The following is a 22832-nucleotide window of genomic DNA, read 5'->3' on the forward strand; positions in this document are numbered from 1 at the left end:
CTGGAATGACGAGTGTACGGATCGGCCTGATATCCTTCTAATGAAACTTTGAGCCGAACCGATATCGTTTTATGGATTGATGTAAACCCTATGCTCGAATCGAATCCCTGGTATGTGCGAACCCGCCTGAAGACGCGGCAACTCCTGCTGCTCGTCGCGCTCGACGAGGAAGGCAACATTCACCGCGCGGCGGCCACGCTCAATATGACGCAGCCGGCCGCGTCGAAGCTGCTGCGCGAACTCGAGGAGATGGTCGACGCGCCGCTCTTCGAGCGCATGCCGCGCGGCATGCGGCCCACGCTTTACGGTGACGTGATGATCCGCCACGCGCGCGCGGTGGTCGGCAGTCTCGATCAGGCGCGCGAGGAAGTACTCGCGTTGAAGTCGGGCCAACTGGGGCGCGTCGCGGTCGGCACGATTACGTCGCCGGCCGTCAGCCTGCTGCCGGCGGCGATCGCGCAAATCAAGCTGGAGCATCCGGGCCTGAGCGTGAGCGTCGAGATGGAGAACAGCAACGTGCTGCTCGAAAGCCTCGCGCAAGACAAGCTCGATCTGGTGATCGGCCGGCTTTCCGCCGAGCACGACAAGCTGCACTTGCGCTACGAACCGCTCGCCGACGAACAGGTTTGCGCGGTGGTGCGGCCGGGGCATCCTTTGCTCGGCGCGGCGTCGCTGGCCTTGTCCGACGTGGCCGGCGCGTCGTGGGTCGTGCCGCCCGCGCAGAGCGTGCTGCGGCATCGCTTCGAGTTGATGTTTCAGCGGGAAAGCCTGGCGCCCCCATCCGATGTGGTCGAGAGCGCGGCGCTGCTGGTCGTGACGAGTCTGCTGGAACAAAGCGACATGGTCGCGGTGCTGGCCGCCGAAGTCGCTCACTACTATGCCGGGCACGGCATGCTGTCGATCCTGCCGCTGCGCATGCCGCTGCGAATGGACGACTTCGGCATCATCACGCGCACGGGCAAGCTGTTGTCGCCGGCGGCGGCGCAGGTCGTGCGCGGATTGAAGCGGGCGGCGGGCGAGTTGTACACGGGCGCCGAAAGGTCGATGTAAGCGGACCCTGGCGCGGACCTTAACGTTGGGGCGGCTGCGGATTATTCGCCGGATTGGAATCGAACCTTGAGACGCTTCGGATCGCGCCCTCGCCCGTCAACGCGAGCAATTCGGCTTCGATGACGTCCGCGATTTCCTTGTCGTAGACTTCTTCGCCATTCACGTAGACCGTGAAAGACTGCAAGTACTTCGCCTTTTTCTCCGGATTCTCGATGGTCGCCCGCGTCCATTGATGCAGCGGAAAGTTCTCGGTGCCCAGTCTTTCGGCTTCGCTCACGTAGTCGGCGAATGCGTCGAACTGGCATTTCAACGTCGCGTCATGCCTGCGTAGAATCCCGCGAAGCGCCGCGTGCGGCGGGTTCGCAGGCTCGCGGCGCACGGCGTCCGCCAGTTCGGGCGAGACGGTGATCCTCAACTGGAATTGCCATGTGGGCTCCATGCCTACCTCCGTGTCGGAATCGAGCGACCTGCAGTCGGCACGCTCATGGACTGTAAAATAAAGAGTAACCGACATCGCGGCCCGGCAGAAGACCGTCGATCACTACAACATCAACCGCGCACATCGCACCACGCACCACACACTTCATGGACAACCCCACTCGTTCCGAACGCTCCCGCCGAGCGGCGCTTCAGGCGGCGCTCACCATCATCGCTCGCGACGGTCCGGGTCAGCTCACGTTCGACGCGATGTCGCGCGAGAGCGGCATTAGCAAGGGCGGGTTGATGCATCAGTTCCGCACCAAGACGGACGTGCTGAAGGCGCTGCTCGAGCACGACATCGCGCATTTCGAAAACTTCTCGCAGCGCTACCTCGCGCAAGCCGGCGACACGACGCCCGAGGCCAATCTCGCCGCCGAGATCGCGACCATGCGCGAAGCCGCCGAGAATCCGCAGGCCGGCGGGTTCGCCGTTCTCGCCGCGCTGGTCGAGGACCCCACGCTGTTGTCCGTCACGAAGGAAATGAGCGCGCAGAAGGTCAAGCGGATCAAGGCCGAGGCCGCCGATCCCGATCTGGCGCTGCTGCGCTGGTCGGCGGCCCGCGGTCTCGTGTTTACGACGCTGTTGGGGCTTAGCCCGCTTTCGGAGAAAGAGCGCGGCCGTCTGTTCGATCGCCTGCTCGACGATAGCCAATGGCCCGCGGCTGCCGAAACCAAAACGAAGCCGCGTGCCGCACGCGCGCCGCGTGCCGTGAAGAAAAGCAGCCTGTAGGTTCGCCGCCGCTCAAGCCTTATTGGCGGAATGGGCGGCGATTTTTTCCTCGATCTGCGCAATCTCGCTGCTGCGTACCGGCCTGCCGAGAAGAAAACCCTGAGCGTGCGTGCATCCGCACGCGCGCACGAAATCCAGTTGCTCCTGTGTCTCGATGCCTTCGGCCGTGGTGGGCATGCCGATTTCTCGCGCGAGGGCCACGATCCCGCGCACCACCGCGGCGGATTCGCGTCGATGCGCGGACTCCTTGACGAACGAGCTGTCGATCTTCAGCTTGTCGAACGAGAAACGCACCAGCGTCGACATAGTCGAAAAACCGGTGCCGAAATCGTCGAGCGCGAGTCCGATACCCAACGCGCGCAGCCTCGCGACGTTGCGGCGAGTGACGGTATCGTCGCTCAACAGCACGGTTTCCGTGACCTCGATATTCAGGCGCGTGGGCGAGAGCCTCGTCTTGCGAAGAATCGCAGCCACGCTCGATGCGAACGTTTCCTCGCGCAACTGCACCGGCGATACGTTGACGGCGACCGGCACGCGGTCGCGCCATGTCGCCGCTTCCTTGCATGACTGCAACAGCGCCCATTCGCCCAATGCGAGGATGAGCCCGGTACGTTCGGCGGTGGGAATGAACGCCGACGGTGCGAGTTCGCCGCGAGTCGGGTGCGTCCACCGCATCAGCGCCTCGCGGCCGGAAATCGCACCGTTGCCGAGATCGACGATCGGCTGATACTCCATGCGCAAACCGGTCAACGACCTCAGCGCGCCCTCCAGATCGCTTCGCAAAAGGCTCAGGCTTTCGTCGGATACGTGCTTCTCGGCGTCGAAGAGGGTGAACGCGCTCTTGCCGCTACGCTTGACCGCGTACAACGCGCGATCGGCGCAAATCAGCAGTTGCGGGCCTGTTCGTGCATGTTCGGGATAGCGCGAGACGCCCACGCTCGCGCCGATATGCACCAGCGCGTCGCTCAACGTGAATGGGCGCGCCAGTTCTTTCACGACGCGATCGCCCAGCAGACGTATGTCGCGGGCCTCGCCAGTCGTGCCGCAAATCGCCACGAATTCATCGCCCGCCAGGCGTCCGACCACATCGCCTTCCGGCAGGACGTCGCGCAATCGAATCGCGACTTCCTGCAGAATCCGATCGCCCGCGGCGTGGCCGAGACTGTCATTGATGGCCTTGAAACCGTCCAGATCGATCAGCAGAACGGCAAACGATTGATTCTGGCGCAACGGGTCCGCTTCCGTGCGCTCCAGCAGCAGTTCATTGACGCGCGCGCGATTGGGCAGGCCGGTCAGGCTGTCCTGGCGGGCAAGGCGATGACTGTTTTCGCGCGCGAGAAGCAACGCGACCGTGTCGCGATTGCTGCGCAGTGCGACCGCAAAAAAACCGGCGGCGCAAAAGGGCGCCTGAAATAACAGCACCAGTTTGCCGGAGCCGGGCGAAAGCGCCGCGCCTAAACCTAATAGCCCGAGAATGAAGCTGATCTGCAGCAACACGAGCCGCGGTATGCCGGCATTGCGTCCGGCTAGCCCGCCGATCACGCCCACCGCGCAAACGTTGCCGAGTAGAAAGAGCGTCTGGTCTCCGCTGGTATTGCACAAAAAAGCACCGTAGCCGAATAGCGCGCTCCACAGCAGGCTCGCGAACAGAAACGCGGACGTGGGCGTGGGTCGCCCTTCGGCGCTGCGCCGGCAGCATAGCCAGATCAACAGCAGACGCGCTGTCAGCAACGCGACAACGGCGCTGCCCCACGCCGCATAAAGCGCAGTGGGATAAAGGTAGTAAGCGGTAACGCAGACGCTGATTTCGCAAATCGACGCGAAGACGATGGACGCGGTTCGCGTGAATAGATTGGCCAGCAATATTTGCCGGTTGTCCGCGCTCAGATGCTGGGCGGAAGAAACGACCCACTTGAAAAATGGAGACCTTGGTTCGCTGAAAGCCATGACCTGCGCATCTTTGACGGTTAGTGAGTCGAAATGGTGCGCAGCAATTATTACGTAAACATTAGACCTGAGGTGGGTTTCGCTCCGCGAAGATGCTAAGGGACTTCACGCACCGCGATGAATGCGGAATTGCAGGGCAGTGGTTCGACCGCCCTGCAAAAATGGCTTCAGCTTGGAAAGGCTCCGCATCGTGCGCCGCCGTCTATGGAACCGCGCATGTCGACTTGCACTCGGTGCATACGGCCATCGCATGCGCTTTCGTAGTCGACATGTACCGCTCGCGCGGCCGGAGATGACGTGGTCGGCCGACCGGACGTGCCGTCGTCCACGCTTGCCGGCCGCGAGTCACTGACCGTGACGGCAATGACGCGCGACTCGGTGACTACCGCCTGTGAATAGCTCAGCGTCGGAGCCGCCAATACAACGAAGATGCTAGAAAGCACCGCGGTTTTGAACATGATTCGCCTCGCAGGAGACTTTGAAAAATTAGGTCTTCGACCCGTGAGCGCCCCCTGCCATTGACCCGTTCCGATGTGCCGGCTTCGACTTGAATTTTGGTTATTGCAATGCAGCATTAACGCTGCGCCTGTCAGAAAGACGTGTCAAGCGCGGTCACGGGGGCGGCTAATGAATAGCGGTCCGCGCTCGACCATCCGATAATCAAACGATCGAACAAGGACGCAAATAAAGTGAGGGGCCGTTGACTCGCGTTGCTCATCGGAATGCGTCATGCGGTGAAGGCGGAGACGGCGCCGCTGCTTCACTACAACCGATCATGGCGTGATCGATCTGTCGCGCTCGAAAGTAATAATCGACCGTGTCGTGCCGGGCCAGTTCGGCATCTGCCGCCACGGCGTCAGCACTTCCAGGCGGTCGCCGGCGAGATGGAATTCACGACACTGCGTCGTGCCGACCCACTCGGGGTTCCAGGCCGCCTCGACGTTGGTGCACCACTGATTGTTTTCGGTACGCTCGACGCCGGTGTAGGCCACGAGGCTATTCAGGAGGGCCGCCTTCTCCGCGTCGCTCTTGCCTACCTTGCGACCGTCGCCGGTCAATACGAACGCGACACGATGGTCGGCCGCGAAAATCACTCGACCGCTCGGATGCTCGCCCATCGCCGGGATCTTGCCGCCGGTGTCCTTCGATTCGACCTCGTAGGAAATCAGATGCCACGAGCCCGACAGTGTGGACGGTTCTGCCCGCGCCGCGCCGGACGCACCTGCGATGGAGATAAGGACGGCGACAGCCGCCATCGACCATGATTTCATCATTTACCTCTTATGAGCGCTTGCTGTGATTTATAGCGCCACGTCAGCTGCGGCCTTGGCGGCGTGCGGTGCGGCGGCATCGGGCTTTAAGGCGGGTGTTGAATCCGGCTTTGAAGCGGGCTTTAATGCGGGCTTCGCCGCGAGGTCGATCGCAGGCGGTGGCGCGAGTTGCAACGCGGCGCTGGTGTACGTCCATTCCTCATGGACCTTCGCCGGACTGTCATTGAGTTTCGTGCCGTAGCTCGGGACGATCTGCCGAATCCTGGCCTGCCACGACGGCGTGGCGACCTTGTCCTTGAACACCTGCTCCAGCACGCCGAGCATGATCGGCGCCGCAGTCGATGCGCCAGGCGACGCGCCGAGCAGGCCGGCAATGCTGCCGTCTTTCGAACTGACGATCTCCGTACCGAGTTTCAGCACACCGCCTTTCGCGCTATCGCGCTTGATGATCTGCACGCGCTGTCCTGCTTGCCATAGGCGCCAGTCTTCCTTCTTCGCCAGAGGAAAGTACGCCTTCAACGCATTGAAGCGGTCTTCGTCCGAGAGCATGAGCTGGCCCGCCAGGTATTCGACCAGTGGAAACTCATCGATGCCCACGTGCGCCATCGGCATGACGTTGTTCGTGTTAGTGCTTTTCAGAAGATCGAGGTATGAGCCATTCTTCAGGAACTTCGTCGAGAAGGTCGCGAAGGGGCCGAACAGAATGATTTTCTTGCCGTCGATGATCCGTGTGTCGAGGTGAGGAACCGACATCGGCGGCGAACCCACGGACGCCTTGCCGTAGGCCTTCGCCAGGTGCCGATTCACGACCTCGGGATTTTCCGTCACGAGGAACGAGCCACCGACGGGGAACCCGGCATAGTCCCTGGCCTCGGGAATGCCGGATGCCTGTAGCAGTTTCAGCGCACCGCCGCCTGCGCCGATGAACACAAATTTCGCGTCGACGTCGTGTTGCGGGCCATCGGAATGGGTTGTCACATACGACACCCGCCAACTGCCGTCACCGTTGCGCGTGATGCTTCGAACCTCGCTGGACAGCGACAGACTGAAATTAGGCTGGCTTTGCAGGTAGCCGATGAACTGACGCGTGATCTCGCCGAAGTTCACGTCTGTACCCACCGGGGACCAGGTCGCCGCGACCTTCTGCTGCGGATCGCGGCCTTCCATCATCAGCGGCACCCACTGCTTGATCTGCTCGACGTCTTCGGAATACTTCATCCCGCGAAATAGCGGACTTGCCTGCAGCGCGTCGTAGCGCTTCCTGAGGTAACGCACATTGTCGTCGCCCCACACAAAGCTCAGATGCGGCGTCGAATTGATGAACGAATGGGGGTTTCCAAGTACGCCGTTTCTGACTTGCCATGACCAGAACTGCCGCGATACCTGAAACGCCTCGTTGATTTCGACGGCTTTCGAAATGTCGATCTCGCCGTCCGGTTTCTCCGGCGTGTAGTTGAGCTCGGCGAGCGCCGAATGCCCTGTGCCCGCATTGTTCCAGCCGTTCGAGCTTTCCTGCGCCACGCCGTCGAGTCGCTCGACCATCATCATCGACCATTCGGGTTCGAGTTCACGAAGCCAGATGCCGAGCGTCGAACTCATGATGCCGCCGCCGACCAGCAGCACGTCGACCTTTTTGATCTCGGCGGCATGCGCGGACAGTGCCGCCACGGAAATAACGAGCCCCGATAAAAGTACTCGTATCGACGGCAAGTTACTGTGGAATCGGCTACCCATGACGCACTCTCTCTTAATGATGAGTTGCGCATCGTAGCGGCATGGATGAGATGCGCGGCCTCGATGGGACGAAAGGAGTGAGCCGGTGGCGAAACAGAAAATGGTTTATTCGTTTTCGAGGACACCGGTTCTGTTTAGCGTGACACTCGACGATGAAGCGCACCGTAAACTCTTCGGCGACGCCCACTCTCAACCATCCTCTCCCGGGCCAAAGAAGTTCGTTTACAGCCGAATCATCGCCAATTCGTTTCATCCATTCCGATTGCGAGGTCCTTATCTTGAACTTGAAGAAGCTGCTTGTCGTGCTGTCGCTCATCGCTCCCACTCTCTCTGCGCATGCCGGGCAGACCGTCCAGCTATCCAGCCTGGACGATGTGGAAAACGCCCTGAACCGGGGCGCTGACGTATCCGTAACGGTCGACCTGACGAAGTGCGCCCCTACAGGCACCACGACTTCTCCCGGCACCACGCGCGGCGGCCTGAAGATCAATGCTTTCCGAATCACCCCGGACGGCACCCTCAGCTTTGCCGACGAACACGCCACGGTCGATTCCAGCGGTCAGCCGATCTGGCAATTTATCCGCTATCGCGTGAAGCCCGACCAGACCATTGCGTTTTCGACCGACCTGTTTTCCCTGCCGTCGTATAGCCGGCTAATGCCGGAGATCAACTACGCGTGCGCGGTTAATCAAGGCGTCGCGTTTTTCACGGAACGTCACTAGACGGTTCGACGATGTGCGTTTCGGGTCCGTTCGCGGCGCCCGAACGCCCAGGGAAGCGGCCGGCCTCGCCGCCTCCTCCGCGTGGCCGCGTAGGGACCGCGCCATAGCGTATGCAACGGTAGCTAAGAATTCACCATGTCGAAGGTATTGGCGGGAAGCGGCACCCAGGCGCTGACTGATTCCCTAACAGCAGAAACCCCCGAGGAAACGGCTACACGGTCGTCAGCGCATCTCAAGGCAAGGATCGGTCAAGGTCTGGACGACTTGAAGTCGACAGCCGCGCACCGCAAGCCGTCCTCGATGGACCGGCCAAAGCTCATGCGCGCACTGCAGACGCGGCAGCGGCTTCATCGCTTGCGCCATGAACTCGGCCAGATCAATCCTTCGCCATCGAGTTCGGAGGAGGCGCGCGACGAAATCATCAAGGCAATGGCACGGGCGAGTCTCGACAACTGGAGCGTGCCAGAATTGACTGACGAGTCAGCCGTGCATTATCCGGACGGATCGATATGCATCCGCCTCGTGGCCCATACGATCTTCTTTAATCCCACTGGCGCGTTCGGGATCGTGGATAGGCATCCGCCCGGGAGGCTGTACTTCGACATGGCAGGACAAGGCGGCGTCGGTTTCTTGTTGCCTTTCGACGCGCAATAAACGTCACCCGCAGGCCCTCCTGATTGAACGACTCCAATCGGAATGAACCTGCCGGCCTCCGCCGAGGAAGCTGGCTACGTCCCCGTTCCGCCTGTGCCGCCCGTGCCACCCGTACCGCCAGTCGGCGTAGGTGAGCCGCCGCCGCCCGAAATGGGTGCTGCCGCGCCAGCGGCAAGCGCCGCGGTGGCGAGCGATGCGACAGGCTGACCATTATTCGTAATCGCTCCGGCGGCCAGCAGCGCGTCGAGATCCGCGTCCGCCCCGGGTTGGCCCGGCGTGAACGACACAGTCAAGAACGAATTCGTGGACAACGTCACGCCATACAGACTCTTTATCAGTTGCGCCACCGCGTTCTCGGCATTCGTTATTACCGTGCTATTCGTCAGTGCGCTCTGGTAAGTCGAATTGGTCGTAATGCCGCTAATCAAACCATTGAGCGTCGTGCCGAGCTGTCCGGCCAGGTAGGTCAGAAGCAGTTGGGTAAGCGGCGTGATGTTATAAGTGCCCGCGGCGATGGCAAATGAATTGAGGGAGATCGAGCCACTTGTGACCGTCAGCAGACATGGACCGTCGAAGTGGAAGGTACTCGAAAATGCTCCGTTCGAATCGGAAGTCACGTTACTGGAGCCGTTCTTGCAGCTTATCCGGATCGCCCCGTTGGCCACCGGATCGCCGACCGCCGCCGTTCCCTTGATCGTGGCAGTCGGCGAATCGCCGCCGCCTCCACATGCAACGAGCACGCCGCTCGCAAGCACAATCGATCCAAGCTGCAACGCGCGCCACGCGCGGGTGTTAACTAGCTTCATGGTTTCTCTCCGAGAGAAAGTCACTCACAATTTCACAGGCGGATAAGCCTGCACTGTCGCTACTTCCTGCAAACTGGCTTCGCAAACAACCCGCGGCGCTTTCTGTGGCAGTGGAAGAACCGGTTGGCTCGCCATGTCAATCCTGCTTCGACGGCCTGTCGTCCGGTCGCGCATAACGGACGTACGCGTCACGCATGCGATACATCTGCGTCGAAAAATAGGCCGCGCTAAAACGTCCCTGGTTCAGCAGAAATTGTCCGGTGCTATAGGGAAAACCGAGGTTCTGCGTGACACCGGGCGAGAGGTAGTTGGTCGATCCAACGCGCGTGCGGAAATCCAATGCAAACGACTGGGGCCCATCGACCTGGGTAATGCCCGGCTTCATACCTTGACGCGGCGTGAGCGGGAAGCTGATGCTTGCACCCACGAAGCTGGCCCGGCCGCTGTGTTCGCCATGCACACTCACGGAGACATCGTCGAACCAGCGGGTCAGCGTGATCAGGGGACCCTTGTCGCCCCCCACATAGCGCGCCACCCCGGCCTCGATCCATAGGTTCCACGATGGCTGAACCCATCGGTAGGTGAGCATTGCGTTTTCCTGGTGCGGCAGCGAATCTTCACCCGGTTGCTGGCGTAGATACGCGAGGCGTAGTCGCACGAGGTCCGGGCGGCCGGGGACGAATGCAGTCGTTTCGTTCTCGATGCCGACGTAGCGGTAGTTGAACCGGCCTACGGCGGCCACGTTCAGCACCCCCGGCATGATCCAGAAACTTTGTGCCAACGCCGCGGTGGCCAGCCCGCCGCGCAGACGGTATTGGCTGAACACCCGGCCGTTGTCCATGTTCTTCGTGTTGTACAACGGTGCGATGTAGCTTGCGTACAGTTCAGCGCCCCGCCAGAGCGGCACGAATCCTTGAATATTCGCCCCGAACGAAATATCGAAGTTGCCGTACTCGGTGCCATAGAGATAACTCGTCACGGGCGAGATCTGAATGCGCGTAAGACCATGACGCCGATCGTCGCCGTGCCATGCAATCGAGTCCGCGTCGTAAGTCGGTCGCGTTCGCATCGTCATCGATGCGCTCGCCGCCGTGGGCGATCCACCGGCGAGGAACTGCTGGTACGCTTCACGATCGACGGCGATATCGGCGAGCGGCTCATTGGCCTTCTTGACGACCGCGCGTACTCGCTCGATGCCATGCGGTGCATTGATGCTCGCCACGCCCAGCACGATGCCAAGCGCGTCAGCCTCGTTCTGGTTGTACCGGTGGTTCTCGTATTCGACGATGAGATCCCGGCCGCTGATCCCCACGCGCACGCGTTCGAGGCCTGCGGCAAAGAGCTGCGCGGCAATCGAATCGAGCGCGGAAGCGTCCAGCGGCTCGGAGATAGCCGGCGCGTCCTTAGCGGACACCGCAGCCGCTGCATTCGCCATGACGACAGACGCGTAGGATCGCGACGGCGGCGCAAATGGAACCGCCTCTCCCGCAAGCGGATGCGCCTGGTCCGCCGTCTCTGGCTCGTAATGCGGCTGCACGTCATGCGACGCGATCGCTTCGCTCGCGCCTGGGTCCGTTTGCGCCTGTTGAACCGGAGCGCTGGTTCCGTCGCACAGACCGTCTGCGCAGCGCTCCGAACTGAACCGCTTGCCGAACGGTATCTGAATCCCGACCGAGATCGACGTGCGCGGCGACACGCCATCTGTCGATCTGACCGCGCGCATTATCGTGGCAATCACGTTGGCATCCGCCAGCCAACTGATGCGGGGCGACTGATAGCGCATGCCTACGTAGGGCGTCTTCGAGTCGTGTTCCGCCAGCAGCGAGAGTCCCGTGTGCCAAAGCGACAACTGGGCGCCGCCAAACGGGCCATCGAGCCGGTCGCCTTGTCCATAGCCGACTGTCAGGTTGAGCGGCCCGAACGGTTGCGATACCGCGCCATACTTCGAGCGAAAGAAATGGGTTTGACCGCCGACGTCGACCATGCCGAACGCAATGGCCGGTTGATATTTGAAGAACTTCGGCACGGTCAATTTGACATCGGCCATCAAATGACGAAGGACGATATGGTCCTGTCCGGCGAATCGCGACGACACCTCCGCCGGATAGTTCGCCAGCCCACCGGCCACCTCGACATACGGAAAGAGCCCAACCGCCCCCCAGTAGATCTGGGAACCCGTCGCGCGCGCACCGTACCGGGGGTCGATGTAGTTGTTGAACTGTCCTTCGCCGACCCCCTCCGGCAATGGGAACGCATACGGAATCACCAGGCCGCCTGCCTGGCCGAGCGAGTTCAGTGCCGGGTCGACAGCATGCGCCGACGCCGAAAATGCCAGTGCCGCGCCGAGTGCCAGCGCTTGCGGCGCGAATTGAGGTCGATATGCGCGCAATGTCCACAGTCCCTTTTGTGATGAAGCCGTTGACGGATGGTTTAACCAAACAGGGATCACATGACAGGACCGATCGACTCCCTGGACTTCTCCACACAATCAGCTTCTCTCGACGCATCAGAGAATTTCGTCAGCACGCACGAAAGCGTGCAACCCAGCCTCGCGCGACTGTTGCTCTGCAAATAGACAAATGCTGTACGGGCTGGGAAGATGCGGTGCCCGCATGAAGCACCAACGGAATCCGCATGAGCGGTGTCGGGCAGACCCTGCTGGCAAGGTGGAAGGTCGCCATGAGCGTTCCGGCGCATCTAATGACGGCGAGCAGCGGCAAGGCGGTCTTCGTATCGGCACGCCGCCCTTTTCGATTCGCAGTTGCCTTGCGTTGAGCGCGGCGGCAGCCCATCGGCCCGCAACACCTGCTCACCACCGCAGACTTGCTTCACGCACGATTGCACGATTGCAACGAAGCGCTTCTGCAAAAAGATTCAAGCGCCGCCCGCCACTCGCCCCTGCTTCCCGATCTGCCGCCCGCATCACATCTTTATCGTTTAACTGTCTGGAACTTCACACTGAAGCGCTTTCGTCATCAGAGTCGATCCTATAGAACAATTAAAACTTTCGACACCGCGTGTCCGAATGAGACCCAATGTTGGCGAATGCAGTCATGCGTGAGGGCGGCGCATCGTTGCGTCGCGTGTACAGGTAATCGGTGGAATGCTAATTGGTTTTTTTAGTTCTTGAAGGTATTCAATCGAGCCAACCAGGTATCGGCATTGAATGATCGATCCGCCGCAAGACGCCAGATGATCGCGGCGTCTCTCAATACGCGATATAGGGACCCGCTCCGCCGGGCGTCGGTTGTTGCTCGACAGCGGCATAGACGCTACGCCCGTAGAAGAATGGCATGCCCCAAACGAAGATCGTCGAGGAGACGAATGCCGGACCGGCGAGCAGCGGCATCACTGAATTGCCGCCGCGACTCAGCTTGAGCTCCGCGGCATTGCCGACGGCAAACGAGACAGCGCTCGTCGTGCCATTTACACCTTCAATCATCGCGCTTAATTGCTGGGTGGATAAGGGGCAATAATACAAGTCGTTCGGACTCGCGCAGACAGGCAGCGCGCTGGTTTGAAAGAATAGCCCGTTCGAGCCGCTGTCCATCATGCCCCTCGAATAGCTCGTGCCATTCAACACCGTTCTGAACGTGCCGTTGGACGGACTGAGCCCGATCACCTGCGCACTGCCCAAGCCGTTATTGCTCTGCGTACCAATGCCGAACACCAGTTGCCCGGTAAGCGAGGTTTCGCCGCTCGGCGACGCAGCCGGCAACGTCAAGATCGAACCGTTGTTATTGGTCGCGAAGTAGGGAATCGGATTGCCAACCTGCAGGTTTTCGGCGACCGCGATCGACGTGCAAGTGTTTTCCACGCAGCCGTAATAGGTCGCCGGCACGGCACTGCGCACGCAAGCCGGCCCGCAATCGCGCTTGAACACGCCAATGCCGAGCACTCCGTTGGCTGCGAGACTCACGGGTGAGTTGCGTGACGCGCCGAGACTGCTGCAGTCGGACGGTATCGCGCCGTAGTTCGGGTCGATTACCTGAATGGGCAGCGACGCCGCTTTTTCACCGCCGATCAGTACATCGGCAAGCTGTACCGAACCCCACGTATAACCATCGAAGAACTGCATGCATTCGGCGAGCAGATTGCCCGCACCGTCCTTCTGCCGCGGCAGTACCAACGAGGGCGGCAGTTGCGAGGCGAACACGCGCAGCCCCGACGAGCCGGTGTCGACCTGGACGTGATCGATGGTTTGACACTGCGTCGTGCCCGGCACGCACAGCGTGATGCTGACGAAGGGCATATTCGGCACACCGATCACGCCGAAATCGACGGTCACCGAGGTGGTGTTAGATGCCGGCAGTTGCGACGCGGGCGGTGTACTCGTGAGCGACTGCGCTGGCGCCGTTGCGCTGGATGAATTGCTGCTCCCGCCGCCGCCGCCGCCTCCCCCGCATCCTGCCATTAACACCGCGAGCAATGTGGCCGCGAGCAACTTGAGAAGCGGACCTGAGCTAGGGAGCGAATCCGGATCGCGCATGATTGCCCCGCTATTGAATGACGCTGGCGTCGACGCCAGCCGGGACCGCTTGCGGCAAATACGCGTAGCCCGCGAATGCACGTAAATGGCCGGCCGAGAAGACCACCAGGGCATCGGTCGAGACGGCGAGCGGGGTTGTCCGGCGCATCGCGGTGGCGGCGACGTATCGATCGAAAGCTTCACCCAGCGTGGCCTTCAGATCAGGCAAGGTCGGTCCTTCCCAGGCGACGCCGAATACGATTCCGTTCCCCGCGACATACTCGCGCACCACGGTGCCGGACGGCAGCGTAATCAAATGCACGGTGTATGCGATCCGCGAAGCGACGCTGTGTGCGGTGGCACGCATTCGAACCTGGTCGCCGCCTACGCTGCTGACCTTCTCGCCAAGCGTGGCGTGCGCGGATAAAGACAAGGCGCAAGTCGCCACAAGCATTGCGCAAGCAATGCCAGTCCGATATATCGTTTTCACGAGTCCCCCCTGAAAACAGCCGGATCGGCCGTTCTCACCCTCTTTAATTAATATCTAATGCAAACCACTTGTCGGTCTTTCATGGTTTGATCGTGAATCTCATACTGCAACGACTGTGCCATCAGGGCGCAAACGCTTGCTACGCGACAAACAGCGTTGCTCCACTGCTGCCGGCGAATGCTGGAAAGGCTCCCGATGTTTCGCAACCGTTACACGCGTGGGGGACGATCTGGTTGGAAATGCGCGTCTTTCAAAGGGGGGCATGGCGCTGCTGACAGTCGCACCTCCAGCGCGCACGAGCGCTGACGCGGGGGTCCGTCGAATGTTCAGGCGCGGCGAGGCGGAAACGAACAGGAAGTGACGTGCCGCAAAACCTGTTTCAACATTGAGACGCGATGGGGGCCGCCGACGTCGCCAACATCCGCGATCTGGTTGGAGATACCGCATGGACCCTTTACGCGGACGCAGGTCTTTTTGATTCCGCGAGCTTCGTCGACGGGCCGCTTGCGCCAGCGAAACGCTTTCACCAACACATGTCGGGTCCAGTTCGGTCAACAGCTTGATCCAATCCGCCACCGCCATCCGCCGACCGCTTCCGTAGACTAAACTCCGCTTCGGTCTTCGAGGGACGCCTCCTGGAGGCAACCCCACCCTCGATCTTTCTGGCCTGCCGCTCCCTCGGGTGGCAGGCTTTTTTTTCGCGCAACGGCGCGGCCCTTCTTGCGAAAGAAAAAGCGGACATGTATTCGCTTTAGACAAAAACGGGGCTTCTTCCGCCACCTCGCGTCAGGCAGTGGCGTCCTCTCTTATGCTGGCTCTCGGGCATGCCAAAGATGATCTGATTGGCTCGCGCGAGCGCACCTGGATCAACTTCGAACTACCGCCCGCCTTCTCCACAGCCTAGGCTCCCCTTTTTTGCGTCGCTATGACGAACACCGGAATCGCTCATGCTTAAAGTTACCAAGGCGGTATTCCCAGTCGCGGGTCTCGGCACCCGGTTCCTCCCTGCCACGAAGGCGAGCCCGAAAGAGATGCTGCCGATCGTCGACAAGCCACTGATCCAATACGCGGTGGAAGAGGCGATGGCGGCTGGTATCACCGAAATGATCTTCGTGACGGGACGCAGCAAGCGCGCGATCGAAGACCATTTCGACAAGTCGTATGAGATCGAGGCGGAACTCGAGGCGCGCGGCAAAGACAAGCTGCTCGAACTGGTGCGCGGCATCAAGCCGAGCCACGTCGACTGTTTCTACGTGCGCCAGGCGGAAGCGCTGGGTCTCGGTCACGCGGTGCTGTGCGCGGAAAAACTGGTGGGCGACAACCCGTTCGCCGTGATTCTCGCGGACGATCTGCTATACGGCAAGCCGCCCGTGATGACGCAGATGATCGAGGTATTCGATCACTATCACAGCTCGGTGATCGGGGTGGAAGAGATTCCGGCGCACGAAACCAGGTCGTACGGCATCGTCGACGGCAAGGAGTGGGAAAAGTCGATCATCAAGATGTCGGGCATCGTCGAAAAGCCGGAGCCGAGCGTGGCGCCGTCGAATCTCGGCGTGGTGGGACGCTACGTGCTCAAGCCACGTATCTTCAAACACCTTCGCTCGGTCAAGCCGGGCGCCGGCGGCGAATTGCAGCTGACGGACGCGATTCAGTCGCTGCTCGCCGACGAGCAGGTGCTGGCGTACAAGTACCACGGCACGCGTTTCGACTGCGGCAGCAAGCTCGGCTACCTGAAGGCGACGGTGGAATTCGCGCTGCGTCATCCAGAAGTGTCGGCGGAGTTCGACGCGTATCTGCGCGCGCTTTCGGTTGAATTCGCTTGCTGACGCGCGTTCGCATTCACTCTCACCCGAGCGTCGGTCCGCTTCACGAATCCCCGGACGCGGCGATCTAACCAATACCCATCATGAGCCACGACAGCACGTTTAGACCCCTCACTCGCGCGGTCAGCACAGGCTCTCGCTCACACGGCGACGTGTTGAGTGCCACGCATCCGAAGCTTCGAGTCGGCTTGCGATTGTGGGGATTTACCGAACATGAAGTGGAACGCTGGATCGGGAACCTCCCGACTTTGGGCGCACGCCTATCGTGGCAGATCGTGCACGATCGGGATGGCGAGGGCGCCGACATGATGATCCATCTCGTGAGATCGTCCGCCGACGCGCTCAGTCCGTTTTGTTGGAATTGTGTCGGCGCAAATCGGGCAATCCGCCGCGCGCAAGGCGGACCTGCGTTGCACGTCGCCCTCTTTTCCGGTGATGCCCGCCGCCTGCCCACGCCGCGCTACGGCCTATGGGCAATGGCCGGGCCGCTCTCGGAAGAAGACACACTTCACGAGATCATCAGGACGCTGGTGTTTCCACGTATGAGCAAACGTGATGGCGTGAGCCGCGTCGCGCTCGCGGGTGCTCGAAATCCCTCGGCTGGCGAGTAGCACTCAGCGGAATCCGCCACGGTTTTGACGGAACGGATAAATTGGAGCGAGGATCATATGCTTTGAGGATTATCCGATCTCGTGATGATGTCCTCTGCGGCCGCCCCGCGAAACGGGCGACCATTTTTGTGCGCTCTTCCAGCCTAAGAATGCTCGTCGTGCGCAACGCGCGGAACTTCGCCTCTCTCCACATTTCCGATGCCCTGGTCAAGTTATCCCGACATTAATGCGCGCGTCGATCTGCTGACCTATCTGGTGGTGTCTCAATTGCTGAGGCATCGTCTGATTGGAAAGTGGCTCACGACGCAGCACGTGGTCGAATCAACGCATCTATGGATGCATGTCAACGGCGAGTTGAATCTGCTGCAGCGCGTAGCGCTGGCCAGCAGGGCACAAGAACTGGCGGCGCATGTGATACGAGTGTCGAAGATACGATTTGACGTTAAAGCCTTGGCAGACGCGTTTGCCGATTATCCTCGCCTCGACTATAAATCGCCTGCCGTCGTCGAGGTCTACAGCGCCTGCATGGCCCATGTCACGCTCTCATTCCCAGGCAAATCGAGCGCAACCTGACAGCCGATACAGGGGATAAGGCGCCTCGGCAATTCACTTTGGCGGGGTGGTACAACAGGATGTCGGATTCACGTAGCGGTTATCGGCGAATATCTTCTTTGGCTTCCGGCAATGACCTCGGAAAAGCCGGAGGTTTTTCGGCCGACACTTTGTGTCGGCCTTTTTTTGCGCATGCCGGCATGTCATTTAATGCTGATACGCGGGTTGTGCGGAACAGGACTGTGGAAGAAACGACCGCCCGATGAGTCCCAACGCATGAATGTGCGCAAGCGACCGCGCGCCGCCGATCGGCTTTTCCAGGCAGACGTTCGCGCCACTCATTAGCCCGGCGTTAATCACGTGCTGCTGTGTATGAGGCATCGCGCACAGAATGACGGGTATCGCGGGTTCATGCCCGCACAGAACGCGCAAAGTATCGTATCGGAGCGCATCTGGATTCGCCCAATCGAGTATGACCAGATCGACAGACACTTCTGCGAGTAGTACCCGAAGCGTTTTGTCGCATAGCGCACCGAAAGGGAAATGCCCTGCGGATGACAGTACTTCGAGCGCATGATCTAGCGCCACAATATCGGGTTCGAGGACGGCGATTCTCATGTAAGCGAATGGGCAGGTAGGTTCGCCCAGCGTAGCGAAGACAGGTGTTAATGAGGGACCAGTCGGCTGATTGACGGGTAACGCCCATCAGGATGAATGCGCGTCGCGCGGGCAAGTCTACCCGAATGCGATTTTTGAAATTGTTAAGTAATTTCAAATCTCGACAAGAGGATGCGCTATGCAGTGCAGCGGCAATTAATCCGATGGAAGTCATTTAAGCGCCGCATGCCGGGCGGTTCACCATTAGCCGGCATACCCTGAACGGAAAGAGAGGTCATTTCGAATCAGTTGATTTGCGCCTGCTTGCGCGGTATTCAATGGGCGTTACGCCGAGATGTTTGCGCAGAACCTTGGAGAGACGGCCGCCGCTGCTGATTCCACAACGCCGCGCGACCTTGTCGACCGGTAGATCCGTTTCGGCGAGTAGATGGCAGCATCTGGATAAGCGCACCAACAGGAGATAGTCCGAAGGTGTCTTGCCCATTTCCAGTTTGAAGCGCCGCAAGAAGTTCCGTTCGCTCATCGAGGCTACCTGGGCGACCTCTTCCATTGCAATCGGACGGTAGGCGTTCATTTCCAACCAGCGCGCCGATGCCCGGATCTGGTCACTGACAATGATCGAGGTATCTTTGCGTACTATAGCGAGCGACTGGTCCTCGAGCCGCTGCTCGAGTCGCTGGGCGATTTGACGCGCGGCTTCAACGCCGAGATCATTCCCAATTAATGAGAGCGCGGCTTGGAGTGGGTCGCTGTCGCCTGGGTGGAAACCTGCGGCTTGGAGTTGCAGTCCCCCAGAGATGGAGAATATTCGTTCGCTACGAGAATGGACTCTCTGCAACCAGGTGATCAGGCGGTCATCCTGTTGCGCATTTTGTACGCCCGCGCCATCAGCGACAAACAGTGCGTAAAAATCGCCTGCCTGAACATGCGAATCGACACTGTCGGTCCACACCGAGACCGCTGACGAACTGGCAATTTTGCCTCCCGCAACCGATAACAGATAGACATCGAAGCGCAACCCATCGATTCCATCAGCCTTGATGATCGCATTCGCACAATGGAAAGCTTCCAATACCAAGGCGGTTTCCGGTAACGAAAAGCCGTTAAATAGCGTAAGTCCGACACGCCTAACGGTGTGTTCGTCAGTCAAGCCGCGAGGCTGCGTCGCATAGCGACGATAGTCTCTCGAATAGTTTTTCATCAAACTGTCCATCGAAGACTAGTCTATTGTTCCAACTGTCTCTATTAGTTTTTTACGGTTGACCAATCCTACACACCTCATGCCGAACTCCGATTTTTGCGGCTTGATACGCCAACACTTTGGCGGAGATAGGAAAGCGTGATGATAAGAATGCCGAGCCGGCCGATATATGCCCAGTAGACGCCAGTTCAGACGGTGCATGCAACCTTCGTGATTCCATACCCTTGAGCGTTGACAGCTTTCCAAGAACCTGGGCAGTTCAATCCGGCGTTGTCGAAAAATGAAATTATCTGGTCGTTCTTCGCCACATCTCCCTACAGTGACTATCGATTGGTAATGATGCATGCTCAACGAGCAGCCACATAGGGATACGGCGGATTCCGCCCTGCATCACCGTGGGCAGCAACGAGCTACTTTTGTGCATTAGCGCTTCAGCTTGAATATCGAACTCCAAACGCAGAGTAGCTACCTCGAAGCGCTTTTTTAATCGGTGAACAAGTCATGCCAAGACGTTCCAGAGAAGCAAACGAATACGGACGTAAGCGTCCAAAGGAAGCCTCATGATCCTGGTAACGGGCGGTGCCGGCTTTATCGGCGCCAATTTCGTGCTCGACTGGCTCAACGCGTCGGACGAAGCGGTGCTGAATGTAGACAAGCTGACCTACGCCGGCAATCTGGGTACGCTCAAGTCGCAACAGGGCAATCCCAAACATGTCTTCGTGCGCGCGGACATCTGCGATCGCGCCGCGCTCGACGCGCTCTTTGCCGAACACAAGCCGCGTGCCGTGCTGCACTTCGCCGCCGAAAGCCATGTGGACCGTTCGATTCACGGCCCCGCTGATTTCGTGCAGACCAACGTGGTCGGCACGTTCACGTTGCTCGAAGCCGCCCGCAGCTACTGGAACTCGCTGGCCGGCGATGAGAAGGCCGCCTTCCGTTTCCTGCACGTCTCCACCGACGAAGTGTTCGGCTCGCTCTCCGCCACCGATCCGCAATTCTCCGAAACCACGCCGTACGCGCCGAATAGCCCGTACTCGGCGACCAAGGCCGGTTCCGACCATCTGGTGCGCGCCTACCATCACACGTATGGTCTGCCGGTGCTCACCACGAACTGCTCGAACAACTACGGTCCGTACCAGTTCCCCGAGAAGCTGATCCCGCTGATGATCGCCAACGCGCTCGGCGGCAAGCCCCTGCCGGTGTACGGCGACGGCCAGAACGTGCGCGACTGGCTGTACGTCGGCGACCATTGCAGCGCGATCCGCGAAGTGCTCGCGCGCGGCACGCCGGGGGAGACGTACAACATCGGCGGCTGGAACGAGAAGAAGAATCTCGACGTGGTGCACACGTTGTGCGACCTGCTCGATCGACTGCGTCCGAAGGCGGGCGGCTCGTATCGCGACCAGATCACCTATGTGAAGGATCGTCCCGGCCACGACCGCCGTTATGCGATCGACGCCCGCAAGCTCGAGCGCGAACTCGGCTGGAAGCCGGCGGAAACGTTCGAGACGGGCCTCGCCAAAACGGTTCAGTGGTATCTGGACAATCAGGAGTGGTCCGACGAAGTGGCGTCGGGTGAATACCGCAAGTGGGTTGAAACCAACTACGCGCAGCGCGCGTAAGGGCACGGCAATGGCGCGCAAAGGCATTATTCTCGCGGGCGGATCGGGCACACGCCTGTATCCGATCACGCACGTCGTTTCCAAGCAGCTGCTGCCGGTGTACGACAAGCCGATGATCTACTACCCGCTGTCCACGCTGATGGTGGCGGGCATCCGCGACGTGCTGATCATCTCCACGCCGCAGGACACGCCGCGCTTCGAAGCCATGCTCGGCGACGGCAGCCAGTGGGGCATGAACATCCAGTACGCGGTTCAGCCTTCGCCGGACGGCCTCGCGCAGGCGTTCATCATCGGCCGTGATTTCGTGGGCAACGATCCGTCGGCGCTGATTCTCGGCGACAACATTTTCTACGGCCACGATCTCGCGAAGCAGCTGGAGCGCGCCGATCAGCAGGATCATGGCGCGACCGTATTCGCGTATCACGTGCACGATCCCGAGCGATACGGCGTGGTCGAATTCGACAAGCAGTTCCGCGCGCTCTCGATCGAGGAGAAGCCGCTCAAGCCGCGCTCGAACTACGCGGTTACGGGTCTCTACTTCTACGACAGGCGGGTGTGCGATATCGCCGCGGACATCAAGCCGTCGCCGCGCGGCGAGCTTGAAATCACCGATGTCAACTCGCGTTATCTGGCGGACGCCGCGCTCAATGTCGAAATCATGGGGCGCGGCTATGCGTGGCTCGACACCGGCACGCACGATTCGCTGATCGAGGCCGCAACCTTCATCGCGACGCTGCAGAAGCGCCAGGGCCTCGTGGTCGCCTGTCCGGAGGAGATTGCCTACCGCCAGCAGTGGATCGACGGCGAGCAGTTGCTGACGCTCGCCAGGCCGCTCGCGAAGAACGCCTACGGGCAATATCTGCAAAACATTCTTACGGATCAAGTCGCATGGCCATCCAAGTAACCGCTACGGCGCTGCCTGAAGTGAAGATCATCGAGCCGAAGGTGTTCGGTGATGCGCGCGGCTATTTCTACGAGAGCTTTAATGCGCTGGAGTTTGCCGAACACGTGGAAGCCGGCGTGACGTTCGTGCAGGACAACCATTCGCGCTCGGCGAAGGGTGTGTTGCGCGGGCTGCACTACCAGATCCAGCATGCGCAGGGCAAGCTCGTGCGCGTGGTGGAAGGCGAGGTGTTCGACGTGGCCGTCGACATCCGCAGGAGCTCGCCGAATTTCGGCAAGTGGGTGGGCGTGACGCTCTCGGTGGACAACCACCGGCAACTGTGGGTGCCGCCGGGTTTCGCGCACGGTTTCGTGGTGTTGTCGGAGTCCGCGCAGTTTCTCTACAAGACCACCGACTACTGGTTCCCCGAGCACGAGCGCAGCATCGTCTGGAACGATCCGGCGATCGGCATCGAGTGGCCGATCGACGCCGAGCCGTTGCTGGCCGCGAAGGATGCGGCGGGCAAGCGGTTGGCCGATGCCGAGCATTTCGCGTGAGGATGGCTGAATGACTACACGGAAACCCGCGACTATCCTGCTGACTGGCGTGAATGGTCAGGTCGGCGAGTGCGGATCAGCGACACGGACCCGAGCCTGGCAGCGTCATCGCCATACTCGGCACGGACACTGAGCAACCGGCGCTCAATGCTCCCGCCATGGCTGCGGGCGAAAGCGACGCGGCGCCCACGCCGAACGACGGCGCGGCACCCGGCATGGGCATCATGCCGCTCAACGCGCCAGCGCCGCTCCCACGAACCATCCGATTTGAAAGCGCGCCCGCGGCGCCGAGGCTCAACCCGGCGCTGCCCGCCAATGCGATTTGTGATGGTGTGATCCGCATTGTTTGCGACAGCGGGTCCGAGTTCTGGGTGATCACCCGCAACCGCCGCGTCGGATCGCTCTGCTCGATGAGCGCCATGTACGGATCGGACGACGTGTGTCGGCGATGCTTCTGTTGTGTCGTTTGCAAAAGCGATGACCTAAACGCCGAGCGCAGCCCCTCAGAGTCGCTCATTAGCTGCGCATGAAGTACGCCGGGAGCGCTAAGCATCGCAAGCCACGCCGAAACGAACACGCAGTGCCGAAGGTACTTTGCAGAAGTTGTCATG

The 22832-nt window shown here is 60.4% G+C and carries 20 protein-coding genes; 10 read left to right on the forward strand and 10 right to left on the reverse strand.

The genetic code is table 11. The features are described 5' to 3' along the window. Positions 1-90: 90 nt before the first annotated feature. On the forward strand, positions 91-1050 hold the full coding sequence (locus BUE39_RS11500; RefSeq protein WP_073428779.1) for a LysR family transcriptional regulator: 960 nt from the start codon (positions 91-93) through the stop codon (positions 1048-1050). A gap of 19 nt (positions 1051-1069) precedes the next feature. On the opposite strand, the gene BUE39_RS11505 is transcribed toward BUE39_RS11500, so the two are convergent. Beyond that, positions 1070-1489 carry a hypothetical protein gene (locus tag BUE39_RS11505; protein WP_073428780.1) on the reverse strand — a complete coding sequence of 140 codons (420 nt, stop codon included), beginning with the start codon at positions 1487-1489 and terminating at the stop codon, positions 1070-1072. Positions 1490-1635: 146 nt separating this feature from the next. On the opposite strand from BUE39_RS11505, the gene BUE39_RS11510 reads away from it, so the two are divergent. Further along, positions 1636-2259: a TetR/AcrR family transcriptional regulator gene (locus BUE39_RS11510; protein WP_073428781.1), complete on the forward strand. Its 624-nt coding sequence runs from the start codon at positions 1636-1638 to the stop codon at positions 2257-2259. A 12-nt stretch (positions 2260-2271) separates the two neighbouring features. Here BUE39_RS11510 and BUE39_RS11515 read toward each other — a convergent pair whose 3' ends face one another. The 3 genes from BUE39_RS11515 to mqo form a co-directional block, all read right to left on the reverse strand. Continuing rightward, positions 2272-4206: a putative bifunctional diguanylate cyclase/phosphodiesterase gene (locus BUE39_RS11515; protein ID WP_073428782.1), complete on the reverse strand. Its 1935-nt coding sequence runs from the start codon at positions 4204-4206 to the stop codon at positions 2272-2274. 773 nt (positions 4207-4979) lie between these two features. Further along, entirely contained in the window at positions 4980-5477 is a 498-nt protein-coding gene (locus tag BUE39_RS11520) for a lipocalin-like domain-containing protein (protein WP_090518751.1), read from the reverse strand. Between the two features lie 30 nt (positions 5478-5507). Next, positions 5508-7211, reverse strand: a complete 1704-nt coding sequence (gene mqo / locus BUE39_RS11525) for a malate dehydrogenase (quinone) (RefSeq protein ID WP_073428784.1) — start codon at positions 7209-7211, stop codon at positions 5508-5510. 278 nt (positions 7212-7489) lie between these two features. Between mqo and BUE39_RS11530 the strand changes: the two genes are divergently transcribed. Both BUE39_RS11530 and BUE39_RS11535 read left to right on the forward strand, forming a co-directional pair. After that, entirely contained in the window at positions 7490-7933 is a 444-nt protein-coding gene (locus BUE39_RS11530) for a VirK family protein (RefSeq protein ID WP_159442554.1), read from the forward strand. A 135-nt stretch (positions 7934-8068) separates the two neighbouring features. Beyond that, positions 8069-8587 (forward strand): hypothetical protein, encoded by a 519-nt coding sequence (locus BUE39_RS11535; protein WP_073428785.1) that lies wholly within the window; start codon positions 8069-8071, stop codon positions 8585-8587. Between the two features lie 74 nt (positions 8588-8661). On the opposite strand, the gene BUE39_RS11540 is transcribed toward BUE39_RS11535, so the two are convergent. The 4 genes from BUE39_RS11540 to BUE39_RS11555 all read right to left on the reverse strand — a co-directional run bounded on the left by BUE39_RS11540 (position 8662) and on the right by BUE39_RS11555 (position 14315). Then, positions 8662-9393 (reverse strand): hypothetical protein, encoded by a 732-nt coding sequence (locus BUE39_RS11540; protein ID WP_073428786.1) that lies wholly within the window; start codon positions 9391-9393, stop codon positions 8662-8664. A gap of 136 nt (positions 9394-9529) precedes the next feature. Continuing rightward, positions 9530-11782 (reverse strand): YjbH domain-containing protein, encoded by a 2253-nt coding sequence (locus BUE39_RS11545; RefSeq protein ID WP_235004860.1) that lies wholly within the window; start codon positions 11780-11782, stop codon positions 9530-9532. A gap of 819 nt (positions 11783-12601) precedes the next feature. Continuing rightward, positions 12602-13882 carry a DUF3443 domain-containing protein gene (locus BUE39_RS11550; RefSeq protein WP_073428787.1) on the reverse strand — a complete coding sequence of 427 codons (1281 nt, stop codon included), beginning with the start codon at positions 13880-13882 and terminating at the stop codon, positions 12602-12604. 10 nt (positions 13883-13892) lie between these two features. Then, positions 13893-14315 carry a DUF2844 domain-containing protein gene (locus BUE39_RS11555; protein WP_073428788.1) on the reverse strand — a complete coding sequence of 141 codons (423 nt, stop codon included), beginning with the start codon at positions 14313-14315 and terminating at the stop codon, positions 13893-13895. A 983-nt stretch (positions 14316-15298) separates the two neighbouring features. On the opposite strand from BUE39_RS11555, the gene galU reads away from it, so the two are divergent. The 3 genes from galU (at position 15299) to BUE39_RS11570 (ending at position 17361) form a co-directional block, all read left to right on the forward strand. After that, positions 15299-16180, forward strand: coding sequence for a UTP--glucose-1-phosphate uridylyltransferase GalU (gene galU / locus BUE39_RS11560; RefSeq protein ID WP_073428789.1), 882 nt, complete (start codon positions 15299-15301; stop codon positions 16178-16180). An 80-nt stretch (positions 16181-16260) separates the two neighbouring features. Next, on the forward strand, positions 16261-16788 hold the full coding sequence (locus BUE39_RS11565; protein WP_143031926.1) for a hypothetical protein: 528 nt from the start codon (positions 16261-16263) through the stop codon (positions 16786-16788). A 198-nt stretch (positions 16789-16986) separates the two neighbouring features. After that, entirely contained in the window at positions 16987-17361 is a 375-nt protein-coding gene (locus tag BUE39_RS11570) for a hypothetical protein (protein WP_073428791.1), read from the forward strand. 871 nt (positions 17362-18232) lie between these two features. Here the strand turns inward: BUE39_RS11570 and BUE39_RS11580 are convergent. Continuing rightward, positions 18233-19159 (reverse strand): GlxA family transcriptional regulator, encoded by a 927-nt coding sequence (locus BUE39_RS11580; RefSeq protein WP_073428827.1) that lies wholly within the window; start codon positions 19157-19159, stop codon positions 18233-18235. A gap of 560 nt (positions 19160-19719) precedes the next feature. On the opposite strand from BUE39_RS11580, the gene rfbB reads away from it, so the two are divergent. The 3 genes from rfbB to rfbC are packed head-to-tail and all read left to right on the forward strand — an operon-like array spanning position 19720 to position 22221. Beyond that, positions 19720-20781 carry a dTDP-glucose 4,6-dehydratase gene (gene rfbB / locus BUE39_RS11585; RefSeq protein WP_073428793.1) on the forward strand — a complete coding sequence of 354 codons (1062 nt, stop codon included), beginning with the start codon at positions 19720-19722 and terminating at the stop codon, positions 20779-20781. A 10-nt stretch (positions 20782-20791) separates the two neighbouring features. Continuing rightward, positions 20792-21685 (forward strand): glucose-1-phosphate thymidylyltransferase RfbA, encoded by an 894-nt coding sequence (gene rfbA / locus BUE39_RS11590; protein WP_073428794.1) that lies wholly within the window; start codon positions 20792-20794, stop codon positions 21683-21685. After that, a complete protein-coding gene (gene rfbC / locus BUE39_RS11595) occupies positions 21670-22221 on the forward strand; it encodes a dTDP-4-dehydrorhamnose 3,5-epimerase (protein ID WP_073428795.1) in 552 nt (183 codons plus the stop codon). Before rfbA ends, rfbC begins: the two co-directional genes overlap by 16 nt. 76 nt (positions 22222-22297) lie before the next feature. Here rfbC and BUE39_RS34140 read toward each other — a convergent pair whose 3' ends face one another. Continuing rightward, complete coding sequence (locus BUE39_RS34140) at positions 22298-22831, reverse strand: hypothetical protein (RefSeq protein WP_143031927.1); 534 nt, start codon at positions 22829-22831, stop codon at positions 22298-22300. Between the last annotated feature and the right edge of the window lies 1 nt (position 22832).

The organism is Paraburkholderia terricola, from assembly GCF_900142195.1.
In the GTDB taxonomy this organism is placed as follows: domain Bacteria; phylum Pseudomonadota; class Gammaproteobacteria; order Burkholderiales; family Burkholderiaceae; genus Paraburkholderia; species Paraburkholderia terricola.